We start from the raw sequence: 18,773 nt of genomic DNA on the forward strand, positions 1-18,773 counted from the left end.
ATAGTGTGGATCAATTGAAGGAAACTGGTCAAACTAATATTTTGGCGGCTATTGCACAGCTTTCACCTGCCGTAACATCATCCCCGTTTGGGGGGATAGGGGGCAATGGCCTGAACAAGACAATGCAATTACGTAATCTTGGTGCTGATCAAACAGAGGTGGACCCCGTATTTCGGACATATAGATTGTCGCGCTAGCCAAGCTTACGGCGGCTACTACCTTTCCCCCAGCATCGCGGATTGGAGCTGCTACGCAGCGGATGCCGGGTTCATTTTCCTCTAAATCGAAGGCGCAGCTCATTAGGCCAGATTGGCGCAGTCCGGCTCGATAATCACTCCAGTCAGGAAGCCGCGCATGGGGCGTTGCTGGATGGCTTAAAGCAACATTGTAGAGCGTGCGCCATTCGGATTCAGGTAAATCCAGCATCAGTGCTTTGCCAAGCCCTGTCGAGGCAAGAGGCATACGTTTGCCGATACGCGAGCGCATTTCCAGCCCGCGTTGACCGGGAATCTTGTCCAGATAAAGCACTTCAACACCCTCCCGGATACCCAGGTGAACGGTGTCACAGGTTTTGGCACCAAGCGCGGTCAGATGATCGCGTGCCAAGGTTACTACCGGCAGATGATCGCGTGCCAGAAATCCCATTTCTACCAAGCGGGAGCCTAAGATGAAAGATTGGCCGTTGGCACTGGATGTTGAACGCAAATAGCCAGCCTGCACTAGTGTGCTGGCTAGCCGATGGGTGGTGCTTCGGCTGCATCCAATGACAGAGGCAATTTCCATCAATGTACTATGGCCTTCGGCCACAGCTTCGATCACCGACAGGCCTCTCGTCAAAGTCTGCGTTCCAGGTGGGAACGCAGATGTTTCAATCCCAGTCATCTTGGTTCTTTCGTTTGCTTTCAGCACATCATGGACACCAGCCTAAGGAGTCGTCAATATTTTGGAGCTCTATCCTACATAGTGGGATGATGAGGTTGATTAGTTGTTTTCTTTCCTTCTATAAACCCTGAAAATTGTGAAATAATTCGTTCTCTTTTCTTCTTTTTTTAGAAAGAATTCGAGTTTCTCAGGTCACGCCAAGCGTTGATAGGCCTGTGATAGTGAACGGCGGCGTATGGCCATGGTGGATATCGCGAACTGTTTTATGCGAGGCGCAACTCATGACGCACAATGCTATCCCGTCGTCTTGCGGGTGTTATTGCAGTATGCCTGTCGGTTGTTCCAGTCTGGCAAAGGAAAGGTACAGGAAACTTTCTTTTCTGGCCTATATTGGCTTTGACTGGAAAACGCGTTTCTTCCGCCGGGCTGATCTTTCGATTGGTATCCTCCACGGACGGCACACCGCGTGTCTATACTCTTTCCATCAGGCAGGGGGCAGGTGTGGGGAATTATAGAGTATCTGGCGCTGAATGACGTGGAGGCAGTTTTGAACGTTGCTGAAGCGCAGGTCCAGCGCGATCGATTTCAGATATGAAACATGAACTCTCTGCTGTTTAGTCTCGGGATTTGATGGTGTGATATTTTCACGTCAATGGAGAGGCAAACCCACAGAGCTGTTCCCTCAGGATCTTCATGGACAATCAGCACTGAAGTTTACGAAAATGCGCCAGAAGGATGATGGGCCACCTATCCAACAGACCTCTCACTCCCGTTCTTGGGCCACAAGTTGTATGTTCTCCATCGACCAGAGATGCAGGTTGATTTAAAAATGGAAGGACAAAGATGCTATAGGCAGCCACGGAGTACTATTGAAAGAAGGACTGCTTGAGCGCAGAGATACGGCATCCGATGTCTGGGCACACACCATGTACCGATCAAAAAAACCCTTACGAGGCCTTCATGGAAAAGCATGGCCTTGTTTCAAAAATCCATCACAGGGCCATGCTCCGAGATATCAAGAGATCCAATGCGGGAAAGCCAGTGAGCCGTTCGCGGGGCGACCAGGTTTTGCTGGTCAGAAATCACAGATGGCTCTTGTCATTCGAACAATGAGAATCACCAGTGCTACCATGAGGATTAGGTTGGCCAATATCGTTTCCATCTCTTCCTGTCGCGGATCAGCGCGACCGGCTGGCAATCTAGGGCACAATATTTCCCGCGTTGCTTTCAGTGTAGGGCAGAAACACGTTTAGAGAAATCATTAATATTTATTATGTTATTCCTTGAATAAGGGATTCAGAACTTGAATTAACTGTTTTTCGATTTCTTCACGTGTGGGCAGACGTGATATATCAGCTCCCGAATGAGGCTAACAGACGTGCTTTCCTTGGCCTCCCAACGTTTTAATCCTTTTTACTGGCGACTACATTATCCTGGCGGATGACAGCAGGTGACTGCTGTTGGGCTTTCTTTGAAGAGAGACGGCGTTGCTATATAATAAGGAAAGGAAAATAAATCTTATACCAGATGAATGTTGTTTCAGTATAAATATAAAGTTATTAATTATAAAAATAAATAATAAATAACTTAAGTATGAACTATTAAATAAATAAAAACATCATAAAAAAATAAAAAATTAATAAATGAAAATAATAATTAAGGTTTTGTTTACTAAAAATAGTTTTCATTTGTTTTGTAGCTTTGCTAATTATACAGATTAGTAATGTTTGTTCGTTCGTTACAAACGGATGGGTCTTTTCTAGTTCGAAACTCGGTCCGCGTCCGTTCTCATTAAACGATCGTTGGATAGGGAGTGCTGTCATGGCAACAGACGATCAAAGCGACCTGCTTTATAGCAGTTACGTTTCGGGCTATGTAAATTATGATCGTAGTTACGGTAACCTTGTTAACGGTGCCGTTGCATCTGGTACGGCCAATGGTAATAGTGCCACGCTGAACGTTCTGTCTGGAAGCAGTAATGTTTCGGGGGCGACAGCAAACAATCTGGGTGTCCTTCTTACGTCTGGAACTCTGAATGCTGCGTCCATTCAGTCCGGCGGTGCGGGCGTTGCAGTTGCCAATGGCATTATTAGTGGCGCGACAGTTGCATCCGGCGGAAGTATGATTGTTACCCAGAACGGTACAATCACAGATCCTACAGTGCATGGCGGTGGTGTCGTTGCAGCAGGTGCTTTCACTGCCAAAGGGCAGCCTTTTCCAGCCGGCGGTGTCATTTCAGGCGGGACATTCGACGTGGGGGCCACAGAAATGGTCAGCGCTGCGTCCGCATATGGTGGCCATTTTAAGGGCACCCAGCTTCTTCTGAATGGTGCAACCGCGAGTGGGGGCCTTTTCGAGGCCGGTGGCCAGCAGATTATTGGTGGCTATTACCTTTCAGCAGTCGATAGCTCGGGTGGGACAATAACCAAGGTCTCCAATGTTTCGGGGACGGAAAGCGGTTGGACGGCAAATACTGCTGTTGCCTCAGGTGCAAGTATTCAAAATGGCGGAACAGCCTACGTTCTGCATGGCGGCACGGCAGTAAGTGGTTCCGTGGGAACCGGTGGGAAAGAAATTGTTGAATCTGGTGGTAGAACACTCTCGCTTACCGTAAGCGGTGGCACTGAAATTATAGAAAGTGGTGGCGTCGCTTCTGGCAGTATTGTTATGTCAGGCGGCACTATAACTGTCAGTAGTGGCGGCACGGCGTCAAATACCATTCTCGGCGCCGGAGGTGTGGAGGTTGTTAGCAGTGGTGGAACCGCTTATGCGACTACTATTTCGAATGGCGGTACACTCAGCGCAACCAGTGGCGGTATTCTGAGTGGTATAACGATCGTTTCCGGTGGTGGCACTCTTGTGTTGGGTGGAAATAACGGGAATTCAACAGTTAACCTTGCTGGAACCAGTTTTGACCAACCGGCTAATGTTGTTATCTCTGCGGGAACGACCAACATTGCCGAGACCTTTACAGGATGGAGTGACGGCGACCAGATTATCTTCAAGGGGCTGACAGGAGCGGCTTCTTCGATCTCTTTTTCTGATGCAAACCATATTACATTTGCATTGGGTGGTCAGACATTCACTTTAAATATTATAGGGGTGAGAAATAAATTTAAATTTATTAATGACAATGGCACCACAATTCTGGAAACGTGCTTTCTCACTGGAACCTTGGTGCGTATGCTAACCGGGTATGTTCCTGTAGAGGATATACGGCCTGGTGATGTCATTATGGTACGTGATGGTGATACTTTCATGTCTCGTGATGTAAAATGGGTCGGAAAAAGCCAAGCTGTGGTCCGCACAACATCTCCTTACCCGGATGAAGCTGGTTATCCAGTAAGGATCAGCAAAGGCGCTCTTGAAGATAACGTGCCTTTCAAAGACATGCTTGTTACACCTGAACATTGCCTCTTTATCAACGGTGCCTTTATTCCAGCCCGTATGTTGGTGAATGGAAAAAATATCAGCTACGATACACGGTATGCTGTTTATGATTACTACCATGTTGAGACAGAGCAGCATGCAGTTATCGAAGCGGATGGTGTCCTGACAGAAACGTATCTCGATACAGGTAACCGGACGAGCTTTAACAGTTTGTCAGATAGTGATGTTGTTGCAGGCCACTTCGAGACACCGAAGGACTGGGCGCGTGATGCGGCTGTTCCGCTAGTAACCAGCCGTGAGAGTGTTGAGCCTATATATCGGGCTATCGACGGCCGTAATAAAATGAGCGGATTTAATGGTGAAGTGCATGGGAGTCAGGATATATGGTCTCACGATCCAAATCTGTACCTTGAAACGCCAGACGGTGCAGTTATCCGGCCGGTAAAACAAAATGGGAAGAATGTGGTCTTCATGTTGCCGCCGGGCCTACAGAAAGTGTATATTGTTTCCAGAACAGCACGCCCGGTAGATGTTATTGGTTCTTTTGTTGATGATCGGCGCGAGCTCGGCGTTCTGATTGGTAACATAGAGTTAATGGGTGGACGGAATAAGTGCTCTCTTGAAGCACCTCTGGAGCCGCAAAATATTCTAGGTTGGGCATCGTACGAAGCTGACACTGCTAGGTGGACCGCTGGTAGAGCTGAAATTGATCTTTCCACCTTCCTCGTTGAAGGGTTTAGATTGTTGAATATTGAAGTTGTTTCCTCTCTTTCTTATCGTGAGAAGATGGTGGAACAGAAGAATAGCCTAAGTGCCTGACGCCTAAGTGCTAAAACATCTCTTGTAGCTATAATATGGCCGCAAGAGATGTTTTGTATTTAGAGTATGACTTAAAAAGGTAAGAGACCAGATGATCGAGACGCTCCTTCTTCAACTGCGAGATGCGGCGCAACACAGTGTAGCCTTTGAAAGCGCGTCCCGATCATGGAGTAGAGGTGGTCCCGTCCGTTCGGACAGTTTTGCGGGCTTGATAAGCTATACCCGGTTGTTGTTATGCCGCCCTTCTGACGGCGTTGCTGTTGGCCATCTGGTCCGGGGTTAACCCCGGACCAGATGGCGTCGGCACGTTATGATACGCCTCATCGGGCGTTCGTCCAGCCAGCGCCGTATGCGGACGCCTTTCGTTATAATGGGCGATCCATCTGCCAAGCCCGGCCCTCAGCTCTGATCCGGTCTCGAACGCGTGCAGGTAGACGCATTCATATTTCAGCGACCGCCACAGACGCTCGATGAACACGTTGTCCAGCCATCGCCCACGCCCGTCCATACTGATGCGGATCTGACGCTCTTCCAGTATCCCGGTGAAACGGGGTGTCGTAAATTGCGACCCCTGGTCAGTATTGAAAATGTCCGGGGCGCCATAGCGCATGAGGGCATCCTGTAGCGCCTCGATACAGAACTCCACGTCCATCGTGTTCGACAGACGCCAGGACAGGACCTTGCGCGTGAACCAGTCCATGATCGCCACGAGATAGAGAAATCCCCGTTTCATGGGAATATATGTGATATCGGAACACCAGACCTGGTCAGGCCGATTGATGACCAGATCCCGTAGCAGATATGGATATTTCCGATGCTCCGGATGGGGCACGGTCGTGCGCGGCTTCTGGTAGATCGCCCGCAGGCCCATGATCGCCATGAGCCGCCGGACCCGCTTGCGGCCCACTTCATGTCCCAGGCGGCGCAGATGCCATGTCATCTGCCGTGAGCCATAATACGGCGTTTCCAGGAACTGGGCGTCGATCAGCCGCATCAGCTCCAGATTGGCTTCGCTCTGTGGCACAGGCCGATAGTAGACGCCCGACCGGTTGAGTTGCAGTAGCGTGCATTGCCGGATTATCGGCAGGCATGCTCTCTTCGGGTCAATCATCTGCCGCCTCTGATCACGCCCAACCGAGCAGAGGCATCCCGCAAAAAATCCCGTTCCACCAGCAACTGGCCGATCTTGGCGTGCAGTTTCTCTACATCAGCAGGGCTGACTGAAGGTTCCGTTACTGACTTACCAGAAAAAAGGCTTGCCATGCCTTCGATCGCCTGGCGCTTCCATTGGGCGATCATCGTCTGATGCACGCCATGTTTCGAAGCCAGTTCCGCCAGCGTCAGTTCCCCACGGATCGCCTCCAGCGCAACCCGTGACTTAAACTCTGCCGCATACCGTTTCCGCGTAACCTTGCCCATAAAACCCGTCCTCGTTCAGGCCAGATGATAGCTTATCGCCCTGTCCGAAAAATGGGGACCACCTCTATAAGCGGGTTTGGGCAGGTGCAGTATGATGTCACTCCTAAATTGCAATTGGTGGGCGGTATTCGCATTGAACATGAAAAACGCACGCTTAATAACGCTTATGCACATTACCTGACCAATGGCGTAGTGACCAATCCCCAAAACTATGTAGCCAAACAATCACAGGATTATACCCTGCCGTCTGCAAAGTTCAGTGTGCAATATCATCCCCTATCGCATGATATGCTCTATTTCACATTCAGCAAAGGTATAAAATCTGGCGGATTTACTGTATATAATACGTCAGATGTTAATCAAATGACCAATCCATTCAAGCCCGAACAGCTTTATGCGTTTGAAGTAGGTAACAAGCTGATTATTCCGAAATATAATATTAAATTCAACGCTGACTTCTTCTATTACGATTACTACGATCGTCAGGTTCAATCCAAAGTGTATAGCCCCACGACAGGCTCCGCTATTGGTTTGTTTGTTAATGCACCAAAATCACATATGTTTGGTGGTGAGTATGAATTTGCGTGGTCTCCATTACCAGATCTGCACATTTCTCAATCAGGCGCATATGTGACGGGCGCGTATGATAAATTTAGCACGGTTGTAGGAGCCCAGAAGGTCAATGGAATCTGGACCGGCATTTCACAAAATGTCTCTGGCCGCACAATTGATGTGCCACATTTTACAGCAAATGGGTCTGTAGATTACACATGGCACACAGGACGATACGATGTGGTAACAGGTGTCGATTACAGCCTGCGAACAACTGATCATTCCTTGAATGCCGTAAATGTTTTACCCGGTTACACATTGTGGGGAGGATACATTTCCTTTGCGCCGCATAATGGGCCGTGGAAAATTGAAGGTATTGGTAGAAATATTACCAACAAACACTATGATGTAACACGTGGATATTTTGTTGGTGGAGACAATATTGCCGTAGCAGGCTTGCCCGCTACCTGGGAAGTCCGCCTTCGCGCAGATTTTTAGAGTAACGGCTGAGGTAAACCCGAATAATGAGGAAAGATCGGTTAGGCTTCTAAAAATAACGTCCTCACCAGATAATAAATTATGTGGCGCAGTCTATTGAGAGGTCAATCACGAGCAAGCGAAAGGAGCGCTTCAGATGAAGGGGCTTTAGACCCCTCCATCTGTCCACCTGATTAATTTTACGCTTCTTCTTTCTCATCGCATTGATCATCGTATTGATGTTGAAGAACCGTGTCTGCTGAATTTAAACGGGCGATTGCATCCTTACCGGCAATATATCCAAAGGTCATGGCCGGCCCCAGATTGATTCCACCGGAAGGGTAATAGCCACCCATAACACTCGCTTGATCCGATCCAGCTACCCATAAACCTGGAATAGGAGAGTTAGTAGAATTTAGCGCACGTGCATGTTGATCCGTTCTGACCCCTGAGAATGTACCGAAACTTCCGGGAACAATCCGTAACGCGAGGAATGGGCCCTTATCTATTGATGCGATGCAAGGATTAGGGGTACAGGAAGGATCTCCACCTGAGCGATTGAAGGGAGTACTGCCTCGTCCGAATTCAAGATCAAGTCCTTTGCGGGCAAAGCTGTTATAAGTGTTTATTGTTTGCTCTAGCCCTTCGGGAGAAATGCCACACTTTGTCGCCAACTCTCGAATAGTTCCTGCTTCCGTGATGTAGCCGTTCTGAATATATGGGCGTAAAGGAAAAGGAGCTGGTTTTGCATAGCCCAGTCCCCAGCGCCTTTGAAATGAGCGTGAACAGATAAGCCAGGAAATAGGCGCTTCATTTTCTTCCAAAGCATTAAACAGCCCTGTTACGTAATCATAATAGCCGTCAGCCTCGTTTACAAAACGCTTTCCGTTGGCTTTTACTGCAATAATGCCGGGCTTTGCACGTTCGATGATATGCGGATAATGCCCAATTGTGCCATCACGAAAGGGCACAAGCGAAACAGGACACCATGCTGCGGGAGAGGCAACAGATGTGTTAAGTTCTGCTCCAGCCGTTTCTGCTAGAGAGAGGCCATCCCCTGAGGTGCCCGGAGCCGCGACTGTCCAATGTTCTTTTCCGCTAGGGGTATGCGGAAAAAGAGCCTTGCGTCTTTTTATGTCATGCGGAAATCCACCTGTCGCCAGCACGACGCCCGCGCGTGTCTTAATCAGGGCTTCTCCGGTTTTAGAGTGTACCATTGCGCCACAAACTGCTCCATTTTCGATGAGAAGCTGTTTTGCAGGACTAGAGACCAGAAAACGTACGCCAGCTTTCTGGGCGGAAAGCATTAGTCTGGCGATCAAGGCGTTTCCGTTTACGAGCTGAGAACTCCGCTTATAAAGCGCTAGATCCACAGCGTGACGGGTTAAGCGTTTTATTACGTGGGTAAGTGCCTTGAAAGAACGTGTCGCATTGAGGAAGGATTTCAGGTCCGGACCCGCCTGAATTCCTAAACCATGCAGTGTTGTCTCCCGCATTGGCGGCCGGAGAAGGGACCAGAGTTTACCTAGTTTTCGGCCGTCAAAAGGTGCCGCAACGATAGATCTGGCTCCTGTTCCGGCGCCGGGTGTGTTGCCGTGGATGTCACAAATCCAAGTGCCGGAAACAAATGAGACATCCGTTTCTTTTTCCAGAAACTCAACCATTTCTGGTCCTGCCTGTAATAAGGCTTTTATGCGGGGTTCATCAAATTGCGGGCCGAGTTCATGTTGTAAGTATGTTTCTGGAACGTCCAGAGTTTCCATATTGCCGTCAGCTCGAGCATGGCGTGTGCAAGGGACCCACATCCATCCACCAGACCATGCTGTAGAGCCGCCCAGCACAGACTCTTTTTCAACCACAATGACATTAAGTCCGCGTTTGGCAGCCGTAACCGCAGCGCAAAGCCCTGCAGCACCCGAGCCTAAAACCAGAAGGTCACAATGTTCGACATGCGCCATCATGTTTTCCTTAATCATATGTGGTATTGGAAAGATCTATTATCGTGTTGCGTTTGGCAGATTCTGCCACAGCAAGAGTGGCACGGAGTGTTAGAAAGCCTTCTTTAGCTGGCACAACGGGTAATGCTCGTCCTTGAGCGACATCGCAAAGATTGCGTAATTGGGCTATATAAGGGCTTTCTTTAAAATAGCCGGTTGAGGACCGTGTGAGTGGTTCATACCAGTCACGCTTACCCTGATATGACCAAATATCCAGAGAGGGCAGTGACAGTGAACCGTTACTCCCCGCAACCATGGTTGTGGTAACCGATGCAGGCGGAGTGGGATAGGAACTGATCTCACCTGATTGAAGATCCCAACTCCAGGGTGCGGATACACAATCACTCAGAGATACGGTTACCAGGACATTATTTTCCAACCGCATTAATACTGATGCTGTATCTTCAACTTCAAAGCCACGTCTGGCATTACTTGCTATAGCTTGTACGGTTCTGATCTCTCCATACAGATAACGAACCAGATCAATTTCATGGATTAGATTAATGAGGATCGAGCCTCCTCCTACTTCACGGCGCCAGGGAATAGAAAAATATTCGTCCGGCTTGTTAAAGAGCGCCATAATAGTAACGCTTGTAAGGCGGCCTAGAGTGTCTTCCTCAATAACGTTTTTTGCTGCACGGATAATAGGATTATGGCGCCTATGATGGCCTACAAGAACCGACACACCACTTTCTTCTGATGCTCTTACAATATCTTCCGCATCCTTTAAAGAACTGGCGATCGGTTTTTCAACAAGCGTTACAACGCCAGTATCAATAAGTTTTAGGGCGAGATCACGGTGCGTATGGTTAGGGGTGGCTACTATGGCAGCGTCTGGTTGTCCATATATTAGGGCATCTTCCAGAGTGGCAAACCATGGGATGTTCAGGGTTTCCGCCCATTCACGCCCCTGAAGGGTAGGATCAATAATGCCCGAAAGAGTGCAAAATTTACACTTCCTGATTTTGTCTGCATATAAACGCCCGATAGCTCCTGCGCCAACAAGAAGGATGCGGGGGATGGGCATCTGGCTCATTTTAGACTCTCTTTTTGCAAGAGTTCCTGTGTAAGGAAGTAAGCATCTTTTGCCCATTGAGCTTTGCCGTAACGGGCATGCCCTTCTTTATTCGGAATTTCAATGCTAACAGGGAGGTCTTTCGGAAGGGTCTCAAGAATACTGGCAAGCTCAATGCCTCCTTGCTCGGGGAGCAGGCGTGCCTCACGAGCTGTATGGATTAGCCCCTCTCTTGTCGATGGTATGGGGGCGGGGGCATCACATATTTGAACGTAAGCAAGGTGATCACGTGGTATGGTGGCAAGGTCCTGGAGGGTTGTTGATGATCTAGCGACATGCAAAGTATCAACAATAATTTTCCCATTATCTGTGGCTGCATTGTGAACAATAGAATGGGCTGTTTTCGCATCATGAACACTGGTCCATGGCATAAACTCCAATGCCGGAGACACACCTCTGGACTTACCTTGCTCGCATAAACAGGCAAAAGAGGCTGTCAGTCTGGAAAGGTCGGGGTCATCTCCCGCCACAAGAACTGTCGGAATAGAGAGTTCCGCACATATATCTAGAAAAACTAAAAATTTATCGATACGAAAAAATTCATCAATGCGAATTATTTCCATATCTGTGAACCGGATTTCGTGTTGCGCAGCCAGAGATCTTAACTTTTTTCTCAAGTGAGCATCAGAAAGGAGAGGGGGAAGATCGTCTCCTGGCGTGGCAGGTAAGGCGCGCAAACCAATTCCGTCGTACCCAATCTCTCTTGCTAAAGGAATCATATCCAATGGATTGAAGGGAGCTATTGTTAACCACGCTAAAGAAATAGACCGTGTCATGAGGGAGATTCCTCGTGTTGTGTATTACCTGTTATTATTTTTTTTAAGAAACAACTTAAGCTGATACCTTTCTATCATGGTGTGTAGCAATATCCGAAGATAATGGGACTTGAGAAGACTGGTGGGCGACATGATTTGCAATGCGCCACGCCATAACGAGTGCTGGACCCAATGTGGTTCCGGGTCCTGGGTAGGTACCCTTGAAGAGAGAGGTTAAATCATTTCCGCACGCATAAAGACCATTGATTGGTAGACCGTTTTTATCGGTAATCTGGCCATCAATAGTACCAGTCAGGCCAGCACTTGTCGCCAAATCTGCCGGCTTTACGGCCATGGCATAGTAGGGGCCGGGCCCCAGAGGGCGCATGCAAGGGTTAGGCTTGCAATGATCGTCACCATTAAAGCGGTTTAGTGTAGAGGAACCGCGGCCAAAATCAGTATCTACACCGGATCTGGCCAGAGCGTTGTAACGAGCAACCGTAAATTCCAAGGTTGTCGGGTCAATACCAATAGCAGTAGCTAGTTTCCCTACAGTAGCTGCCTGAATAAGATATCCGGAACGAGCAAAACGTTTGATGAGGCGGGTGCCAGGCCAGACCATCCCTAGTCCATACTTGTGAAGAAATGCCCGATCACAGATCAACCATGCGGGCATGCAAGGCTCTTTTTTATTATCCGAGATCATGCCCATGCAGAAATCATGATAGGATCCAGCTTCATTCACGAAGCGTTTTCCTGCACCGTTTACAGCAAGGAGGCCGGGTTTTGCGCGATCAAGAATAATATGTGGCCATAGCAATTCCTTACCGCCGCGAGTCACACGAGCAGAGCAGGGCATCCATAAGGCAGGACTTTCTGCACCATCAGAAAATCCTGCTCCTACCCGCAACCCAACAGTAATGCCGTCTCCCGAGTTACTTTTTGGCGCGAGAGATTTGAGATCGGCTATAGGGAATACTTTCGCTCGCAGAGCCTGATTAGTTGCGAGACCACCTGTAGCCAGAACAACTCCCTTACGGGCAAAAATAGTTTTCTCGCCAGAAGGTGTTTTAAAGCGTGCTCCGGCTATTTTCTCCTCTTTCCTGATAAGATCAATCAGTATCCAGTTGTAAAAAATAGGAATGTCTTTTTTGCGTAAACTAAGCAGGAGACGACCGACCAAGGCATTTCCCATAACAAGACGTGTACCGCGTGTATGGTTTTTGCGGTCAGACAGCAATCTGACAAACAAAGACAATGTGTGCCGGAAATTTTTAAAAGAACCAAATGGTTTCAGAAGAGAGTCTAGTTCATTCCGTCCGACCATCATTCCGCCTGGTGCGAGAAATTCTGGCCGTGGGGGACGAATACGTTTGAAATCTTTTCCTAGTTCTCTTCCATCAAAAGGAAGAGGAGCTAATGCACGACCACCATAAGCAGCTCCTGGACCTTCAAGATAATCTGGATGCGCAGTTGCTGCGGCAAGTCTTACATCAGTATAGTCCTGCAACTCTTGAATTGCAGCGGGAGCAGCCTCTAGGAATGCCTCTCGTAATTTTTCACCAGAACGCTCACCAATAACAGAGCGTAGAAAGAGGCGGGCATTTTCTACATCATCAGGGACGCCCGCCTCTTTTGAAAGAGACGTACCAGGCGCCCAGATTGTTCCACCTGAGGTAGAAGTAATTCCGCCTACCATGTCTGTTTTTTCACAAATAATCACATCAAGACTGCGTCTTTTGGCAAATAGCGCGGTGCTCATACCTCCAGCACCAGCACCCACGACAAGAAGATCCGTTGTGATTATGTCATCCAAGTGGGATGATGGGGATGTGTAACGCATTGTGTGACCTCATTTTTATTATTTTTCGGTACAATGCCCTGCGATGAGTAGGTCTTTTACAAAAGAGAGAATTTTCTAAAGTTTTTTGGAAATTTCTCTTGGAATAATTTGCATATTTCCAAGCTCTTCCGCAGCGTCTACCAGACGCTCGCCGAGATCAAGGGCTCGTGCCTCAGGAAGACGTAACGTTGGTCCTGCAATACTGAGCGTTGCCAAAGCCTCATTGGTTGTGCGAGAGCGAATGACACACCCTATAGCTGTCATCCAAGGGGCAAATGTTGCGACTGTTAAGCTGAAACCTCTTTTGCGTGTAGCATGGAGTGCTGAAAGAAGTTGGCTATCACTACGTGGTGCTTGCGGGCCAAATTCATCTTCAGCGCCGTAGCCTTGCTCTTTCACCAAGTTGACAGCCACTGAATCTGGCATAGCTGCCAGCCATGCTAGACCTGTCGCGGTACAAGACAAATGAGCGACCTGTCCCATTTCCGGATCATATTTCAGGCCGCTGCGGCTTCCTTGTGCGCGGGCAATCCATGTCAATTTATTCCCGTCTGGCACTGCCAACCGAACTAACTCGCCACTTTCCGTCGCCAGTTTATCAAGCAGAGGTTGAGCAAGATCCGTTATTCCACACGACGCCAGAAACGTGAATGCAATTGAAACCGATTTCATTGTAAGGCGATATCGCCCCCCGCTTCCTCCTTCTTGATGAATATAACCAAGGATTTGCAAGTCAGACGTAAGCCGATGGGTGGCACTTAACGGAATACGAAGGTCTGCACTGATTGATGAAATAGGAAGCCCTGCTGCGTGACGAGATAGCAGTTCAATAATAGCCAGCGTTCTTTCCATAATCCCGGAAGGAGACAATTTTTCTTCCACCTTATCTTCAGCAGGGGGATTGCGGGACGTAATTTTGGAAGGCATTCGCTTTTTCCTAAGAGCCATCTGGCTAATCTATTTTTCTTGATAATGGAAAATGTTTCCAATATCAAGAGATCAGTTTGAAATATGTTTCCAGATTCGCATATCACTGATGGCTTACCTTTGATCTGGAACACCCCAATAACAAGAACGTCATATGAGGCGTCGTATGAAAAACGTACCTTCAAACAGGAGAGCTCCTATTCGGCATCGATTGTGTGGCGGATATCGCAGGTAACTGTTCGATCCCTACCAGGCATTTGAGAATGCCTGGAACATTCAACCGATAGAAAATGGTTGCTTTCAATGTTATTTTGTAATTTCAGGCGGATTACACTATCCGCCTTTTTTCCGATGGCATGGATGTACATCTCGGTTGCATATGCAGCCCCTGATCCTTCCGTCAACAAAACGAGCACTATTGAACGGGGAGCATCTCTTCCGATAGCAACATTACCCAAACAAATTTCTTCTCATCCGACAAAGAGAGCAGAACCTGTTGTTAAAACAGAAAATTCTTCCTTAACTAACGGCAACCTTTCACAAGGGGTTCAACCCAAACCCAACTCCTTCTGGAGCGAACTGGATGTGTTTGCTGAAGATAATGCCGCATCATCAGCTCAGCAGCGCCAGAGAATGGGCGTGAATGCGTCTGCTTTGGGATCAGCATGGCCAGAAGTGCGTGTTGTTCCCAAGGAAGACCGCTTGCTTGGCTCGCTCGGGGGGTGGCGTCAACGTCTTTCTCGCCATGGTTTTGATTTTACTTTGAGTTATATGGTTGAAGGAGTAGCGAATGCTCTGGGTGGCCGTAGGCAAGGGTTTACCTATTCTCATCAGGTTGTGATGGGAACGGATTTTGATCTTGAAAAAATGTTTGGCTTTAAGGGGCTTTCTTTCCACATGCTGGGTGTCCAGCGTGCAGGCCGGAGTGTGGCTACAGATTATCTTGGCGTTACGGGACTGATTCAACCCCAGCAGGACTATGGTGCCGGGGGGAATGTTCTTTACAAGTTGGTTTATATGTATTTTGAACAAAGCCTACTTGATAAAAAACTGGTGGTGGATTTTGGCCGCCTACCGGCCAATCTTAAGTTCGCAAGTTCATATTTTGGCTGTTATGCCTTGAACAGTGTGATCTGCGCCCATCCAACAGGCCTCTCCGTTGGCTCCAAGTGGCGCTCCTGGCCGTTCTCCCAGTGGGGAATTATGGCGCGTTACAATCCTGGTTATCACTTGTATACCCAAGCCGGTTTTTTTGAGGCATCAGCTACGGAAGGAGGACGGGCAGGGTTCAATTTCTCCTTTAAGCCCCTTGGTTACGTTGTGCCGATGGAAGCCGGATGGGAGCCCTCTTTTGGGCGTCATAAATTGAGCGGACATTATAAGATAGGGGGGTATGTTGATACTTCAGATCATCCAGATCCTTTTACATCCGTTGATGGAAGACCCATCCTGATTTCTCATCAAGCTGCGAAAACTGAACGGCAAAGAGGAGCATGGTATGTGGGTGGAGACCAAATGATTCTGCGTTACGGACCAGCCAAGGATCAGGGTTTGATCCTTTTCGGAATTGCTGGATGGGACATGGGGGCCTCACTGCCCGGGCAGAGCCAGTATACAGCCGGTATAATTTCGCAAGGGATGTTTCCCGGCCGCGTTACGGATGCGATTTCACTCTTCTGGTCATGGCAAAATGTGAATAGAAAAATCACTCGCTCGCAGGAATTGCAATCAGACTTAGGCTATCAAACACTCCGAGGTGGCGTAAAACTGCCGCAATCCAGTTTTCAGGTTATTGAGTTAACTTATACAGCCTTCATTACCAGAGGCCTGAAAATACTTCCAGATCTACAATATATTATCCATCCTGATGCAACACGTACTTACCCTAATGCCTTGGAAGCGGGTTTCCGTCTTCTGGCTCAGTTTTGAATACAGAACCGGAACATTTTTAATTTCTAATTAGTATATTCGCTGCTGCTTACGTAGGGCCTGCCCAAGAGCAGCAGCAGCATCAATAACCGCAGGCAGAATGTACCGTTTGAGTTCTCGAAGTGGCGTACGTGTTGCTTGAGTGCTAACGTTAAGGGCTGCTACGACTTTGGATTTATGCCCTAAAACAGGAGCAGCGACCGAGCGAAGGCCCGCTTCAAGTTCCTGATCCTGAACGCAGTAGCCATCACTCCGTATCTGCTTCAGGTGCTGATGCAAAGTGTCGAAGTCGGTTATGGTTCTGGATGTACGGGCCTCAAGGACAGGCGGGAGATGCTGCAGTCGCTCTGGCTCGCTGAGACCCGCGAGTAGGACGCGCCCCATGGAGGTGCACCAGGCAGGCAAATGCCCGCCGACTGTAAGGTCCACTGCGAGAATACGCCGTGCTTCTGAGCGTGCGATATAAAGGATATCCTGCCCGTCCAGAATAGCCAAAGAGGCGCTTTCTCCTAATGTATGGCTTAGTTGGTTGAGGATAGGCTGCGCCAGGCGCGGTAACGGAAGATCTGACACACGCCCTGACAAATCAAGAACACGAGGCGTTGATTGAAAAAGGCGTCCGTTCTGGGCAAGATAACCAGTAGCAACCAAAGTCAACAAGGCTCTTCTTACGGCTGCGCGAGGAAGATTGACTTTGCGTGCGACATCGGAAAGCGTCAGGCCATCGGGAGCGTCTGAACAGGTTTTCAGAACGTCCAGACCACGAGCCAAGGCTGTCACAAAATCCCTGCTTTCAACGGGATCGTCAGTTAGGCCATTAGGTATGTGTTCCATACTGTTATTTCTGCCTGAGAAGATCAGGAACGGCAAGATGAACCTGTTTACTTCATCTCTCGCTCTTCTCTGAAAGCACGAATGGTTAACCCATGGCGATGACGAAACCAGCGTGAAAAATAGGCTGGATCAGTAAAACCCAGCCGTTCAGAAATTTCGACAGCACTTAGGCCGGAAAACAGAAGGAGACGTTGTGCCTCAGAGGAAAGTCGCATCTGAATAATCTCATGAGGTGAGGGAAGTGCCATACGCAAGCAGGCGCGCCGCAAGGTACGCTCGCTGGTGTTCAATATTTTCAGATAATCTGTCAGGGGGGTGCGGGAGGTCAGATCGTTCTCAATTAAAGAGTGAAAAGCTTCCACAAGCTGCACGTCTCGGCCTGTTGGCGAAGGATTCTGCGTAGCACGCAGGAGACGGCAGGTAAGCGTTAGAAAAAGCTGGGAAATGGCACTGTTGATCAGTGCTGAGGCACAGTCTGTTACAGTTGGCTGATGGCGCGTGATACCGAGAATACGCTCGTAATCTCCGAGATTGGCTTTCATCATGGTGGGGTGAGTAAGCAAGGCCATCATATCCGGACATTGCTCACCAAATGATCTCAGGTGCCCATGGCCTAATGTAAGAACATAGCCGCTGGTACAGGGAGCATAACTTAAGGAGTGAAAATGTCCGGCCGGAACCCAGATGAAGCCAGGACCAACAAAGTTTTCCGTCTTTTCATCCAATTCTATAACTCCTCCTCCTGTGAAGAGAAGGAAGATTTGCGAGAGTGACGTATGGGCGTGGCGTCGGACGCGCCAATTCACAGGGCGAGAGCGGCGTTCCAATGGTTCAATATGCAAGAAACTTTCAAGGCCAACATGGCCAATACGGTCATGATCCAGGAAGGGGTTCGGGGTATCAGACCTAGACATTGGTATTTTTCTATTTTCCATCAGTAACTATCGCATTGTTGTGATCTGACCGATAAGTGCAAGTTTGAACGGCTTTTTACATCGACCCTTCTGTAAAAAATTTCCATTCTCCTAAGGCAAAGACGATTCTTCTCAAACGCATTGTTGTCAGATTCGTGCCCACAACCTTAGGCGTTAATGACGTCTTTTTTTGTAGAGCATGAGCACAACGCAAAAGAGAACCGGAGCGGAAAAAGGAACAAAAAACATGGATATGCTCCAGTATTCACCTCAATCTTTGGCTGAACCTCCGTCACTTTACGCTGCATATGCCAGCACGGTAGCGCGCTCACCAAGAAAGCCACTCATTCAGATACCTCAGACTTTGACAGAAGGAACCGGACCGATCAATTTTGGAGAAAAATTGCTACGGCCTGCGGTCGCAGACCTGACACGCCAAGGAAAAGGAGAGCCTCTTGGTGAGCGTATCATTGTGTCTGGCCGGGTTCTGGATGATAGAGGCCGACCAATACCGCATACGATAATTGAAGTATGGCAGTGCAATGCAGCCGGTCGTTACATCCACAAAAAAGACCAGCATGATGCCCCTTTAGACCCTAATTTTATCGGACAGGGACGGGTGATTACAGACGCGGAAGGGCGTTACCGTTTTATCACGATCAAACCCGGCGCGTATCCTTGGCGTAACCATCATAATGCGTGGCGCCCGGCTCATATCCATTTTTCACTTTTTGGTCCCTGTTTTGCCACACGCCTGATTACCCAGATGTATTTTCCTGGTGATCCTCTACTTGATATTGATCCTATTGCATGTGCTGTGCCAGCAGACGCCCGCCAGCGAATGATCTCACGCTTTGATATTAACACAACTGAAAATGAATGGGCGCTAGGGTATGTTTACGACATCGTGCTGAGAGGTCGTGATGCTACGCCGATGGAGAATTCATGATGAGTGATGTC

The 18,773-nt window shown here is 48.5% G+C and carries 13 protein-coding genes; 4 read left to right on the forward strand and 9 right to left on the reverse strand.

What is annotated here, in order from left to right; all coding sequences use genetic code 11:
* Window positions 1-48 precede the first annotated feature (48 nt).
* Complete coding sequence (locus tag QWU00_RS15535) at window positions 49-882, reverse strand: IclR family transcriptional regulator (RefSeq protein WP_035380788.1); 834 nt, start codon at window positions 880-882, stop codon at window positions 49-51.
* A gap of 1,821 nt (window positions 883-2,703) precedes the next feature.
* On the opposite strand from QWU00_RS15535, the gene QWU00_RS15540 reads away from it, so the two are divergent.
* A complete protein-coding gene (locus QWU00_RS15540; protein ID WP_052051395.1) occupies window positions 2,704-5,091 on the forward strand; it encodes a Hint domain-containing protein in 2,388 nt (795 codons plus the stop codon).
* Between the two features lie 232 nt (window positions 5,092-5,323).
* On the opposite strand, the gene QWU00_RS15545 is transcribed toward QWU00_RS15540, so the two are convergent.
* A protein-coding gene (locus QWU00_RS15545) for an IS3 family transposase (protein WP_150395534.1) occupies window positions 5,324-6,510 on the reverse strand; the annotation gives its coding sequence in 2 pieces (ribosomal slippage) (window positions 5,324-6,240 and window positions 6,240-6,510; 1,188 coding nt in all).
* 24 nt (window positions 6,511-6,534) lie between these two features.
* On the opposite strand from QWU00_RS15545, the gene QWU00_RS15550 reads away from it, so the two are divergent.
* The gene (locus QWU00_RS15550) at window positions 6,535-7,560 is read left to right on the forward strand and encodes a TonB-dependent receptor domain-containing protein (protein ID WP_262411420.1); all 1,026 of its coding nucleotides are present in this window, start codon (window positions 6,535-6,537) and stop codon (window positions 7,558-7,560) included.
* 179 nt (window positions 7,561-7,739) lie between these two features.
* On the opposite strand, the gene QWU00_RS15555 is transcribed toward QWU00_RS15550, so the two are convergent.
* The 5 genes from QWU00_RS15555 to QWU00_RS15575 form a co-directional block, all read right to left on the reverse strand.
* The gene (locus QWU00_RS15555) at window positions 7,740-9,500 is read right to left on the reverse strand and encodes an FAD-dependent oxidoreductase (RefSeq protein ID WP_052051428.1); all 1,761 of its coding nucleotides are present in this window, start codon (window positions 9,498-9,500) and stop codon (window positions 7,740-7,742) included.
* 7 nt (window positions 9,501-9,507) lie between these two features.
* A complete protein-coding gene (locus QWU00_RS15560) occupies window positions 9,508-10,572 on the reverse strand; it encodes a Gfo/Idh/MocA family protein (protein WP_052051427.1) in 1,065 nt (354 codons plus the stop codon).
* On the reverse strand, window positions 10,569-11,387 hold the full coding sequence (locus QWU00_RS15565; protein ID WP_035381190.1) for a sugar phosphate isomerase/epimerase family protein: 819 nt from the start codon (window positions 11,385-11,387) through the stop codon (window positions 10,569-10,571). The genes QWU00_RS15560 and QWU00_RS15565 overlap by 4 nt, the downstream gene beginning before the upstream one ends.
* 55 nt (window positions 11,388-11,442) lie before the next feature.
* A complete protein-coding gene (locus QWU00_RS15570) occupies window positions 11,443-13,209 on the reverse strand; it encodes an FAD-dependent oxidoreductase (protein ID WP_035381188.1) in 1,767 nt (588 codons plus the stop codon).
* 75 nt (window positions 13,210-13,284) lie between these two features.
* Window positions 13,285-14,136, reverse strand: coding sequence for an IclR family transcriptional regulator (locus QWU00_RS15575; RefSeq protein ID WP_052051426.1), 852 nt, complete (start codon window positions 14,134-14,136; stop codon window positions 13,285-13,287).
* Window positions 14,137-14,496: 360 nt separating this feature from the next.
* Between QWU00_RS15575 and QWU00_RS15580 the strand changes: the two genes are divergently transcribed.
* Window positions 14,497-16,065: a carbohydrate porin gene (locus QWU00_RS15580; RefSeq protein ID WP_166443797.1), complete on the forward strand. Its 1,569-nt coding sequence runs from the start codon at window positions 14,497-14,499 to the stop codon at window positions 16,063-16,065.
* Window positions 16,066-16,095: 30 nt separating this feature from the next.
* On the opposite strand, the gene QWU00_RS15585 is transcribed toward QWU00_RS15580, so the two are convergent.
* Both QWU00_RS15585 and QWU00_RS15590 read right to left on the reverse strand, forming a co-directional pair.
* Window positions 16,096-16,899, reverse strand: a complete 804-nt coding sequence (locus tag QWU00_RS15585) for an IclR family transcriptional regulator domain-containing protein (protein WP_035381184.1) — start codon at window positions 16,897-16,899, stop codon at window positions 16,096-16,098.
* A gap of 47 nt (window positions 16,900-16,946) precedes the next feature.
* Window positions 16,947-17,471, reverse strand: a complete 525-nt coding sequence (locus QWU00_RS15590; RefSeq protein WP_166443798.1) for a helix-turn-helix domain-containing protein — start codon at window positions 17,469-17,471, stop codon at window positions 16,947-16,949.
* Window positions 17,472-18,060: 589 nt separating this feature from the next.
* Between QWU00_RS15590 and pcaH the strand changes: the two genes are divergently transcribed.
* Window positions 18,061-18,762, forward strand: coding sequence for a protocatechuate 3,4-dioxygenase subunit beta (gene pcaH, locus QWU00_RS15595; protein ID WP_035381180.1), 702 nt, complete (start codon window positions 18,061-18,063; stop codon window positions 18,760-18,762).
* Window positions 18,763-18,773 lie beyond the last annotated feature (11 nt).

The organism is Acetobacter tropicalis, from assembly GCF_030644465.1.
Taxonomy (GTDB): Bacteria; Pseudomonadota; Alphaproteobacteria; order Acetobacterales; family Acetobacteraceae; genus Acetobacter; species Acetobacter tropicalis.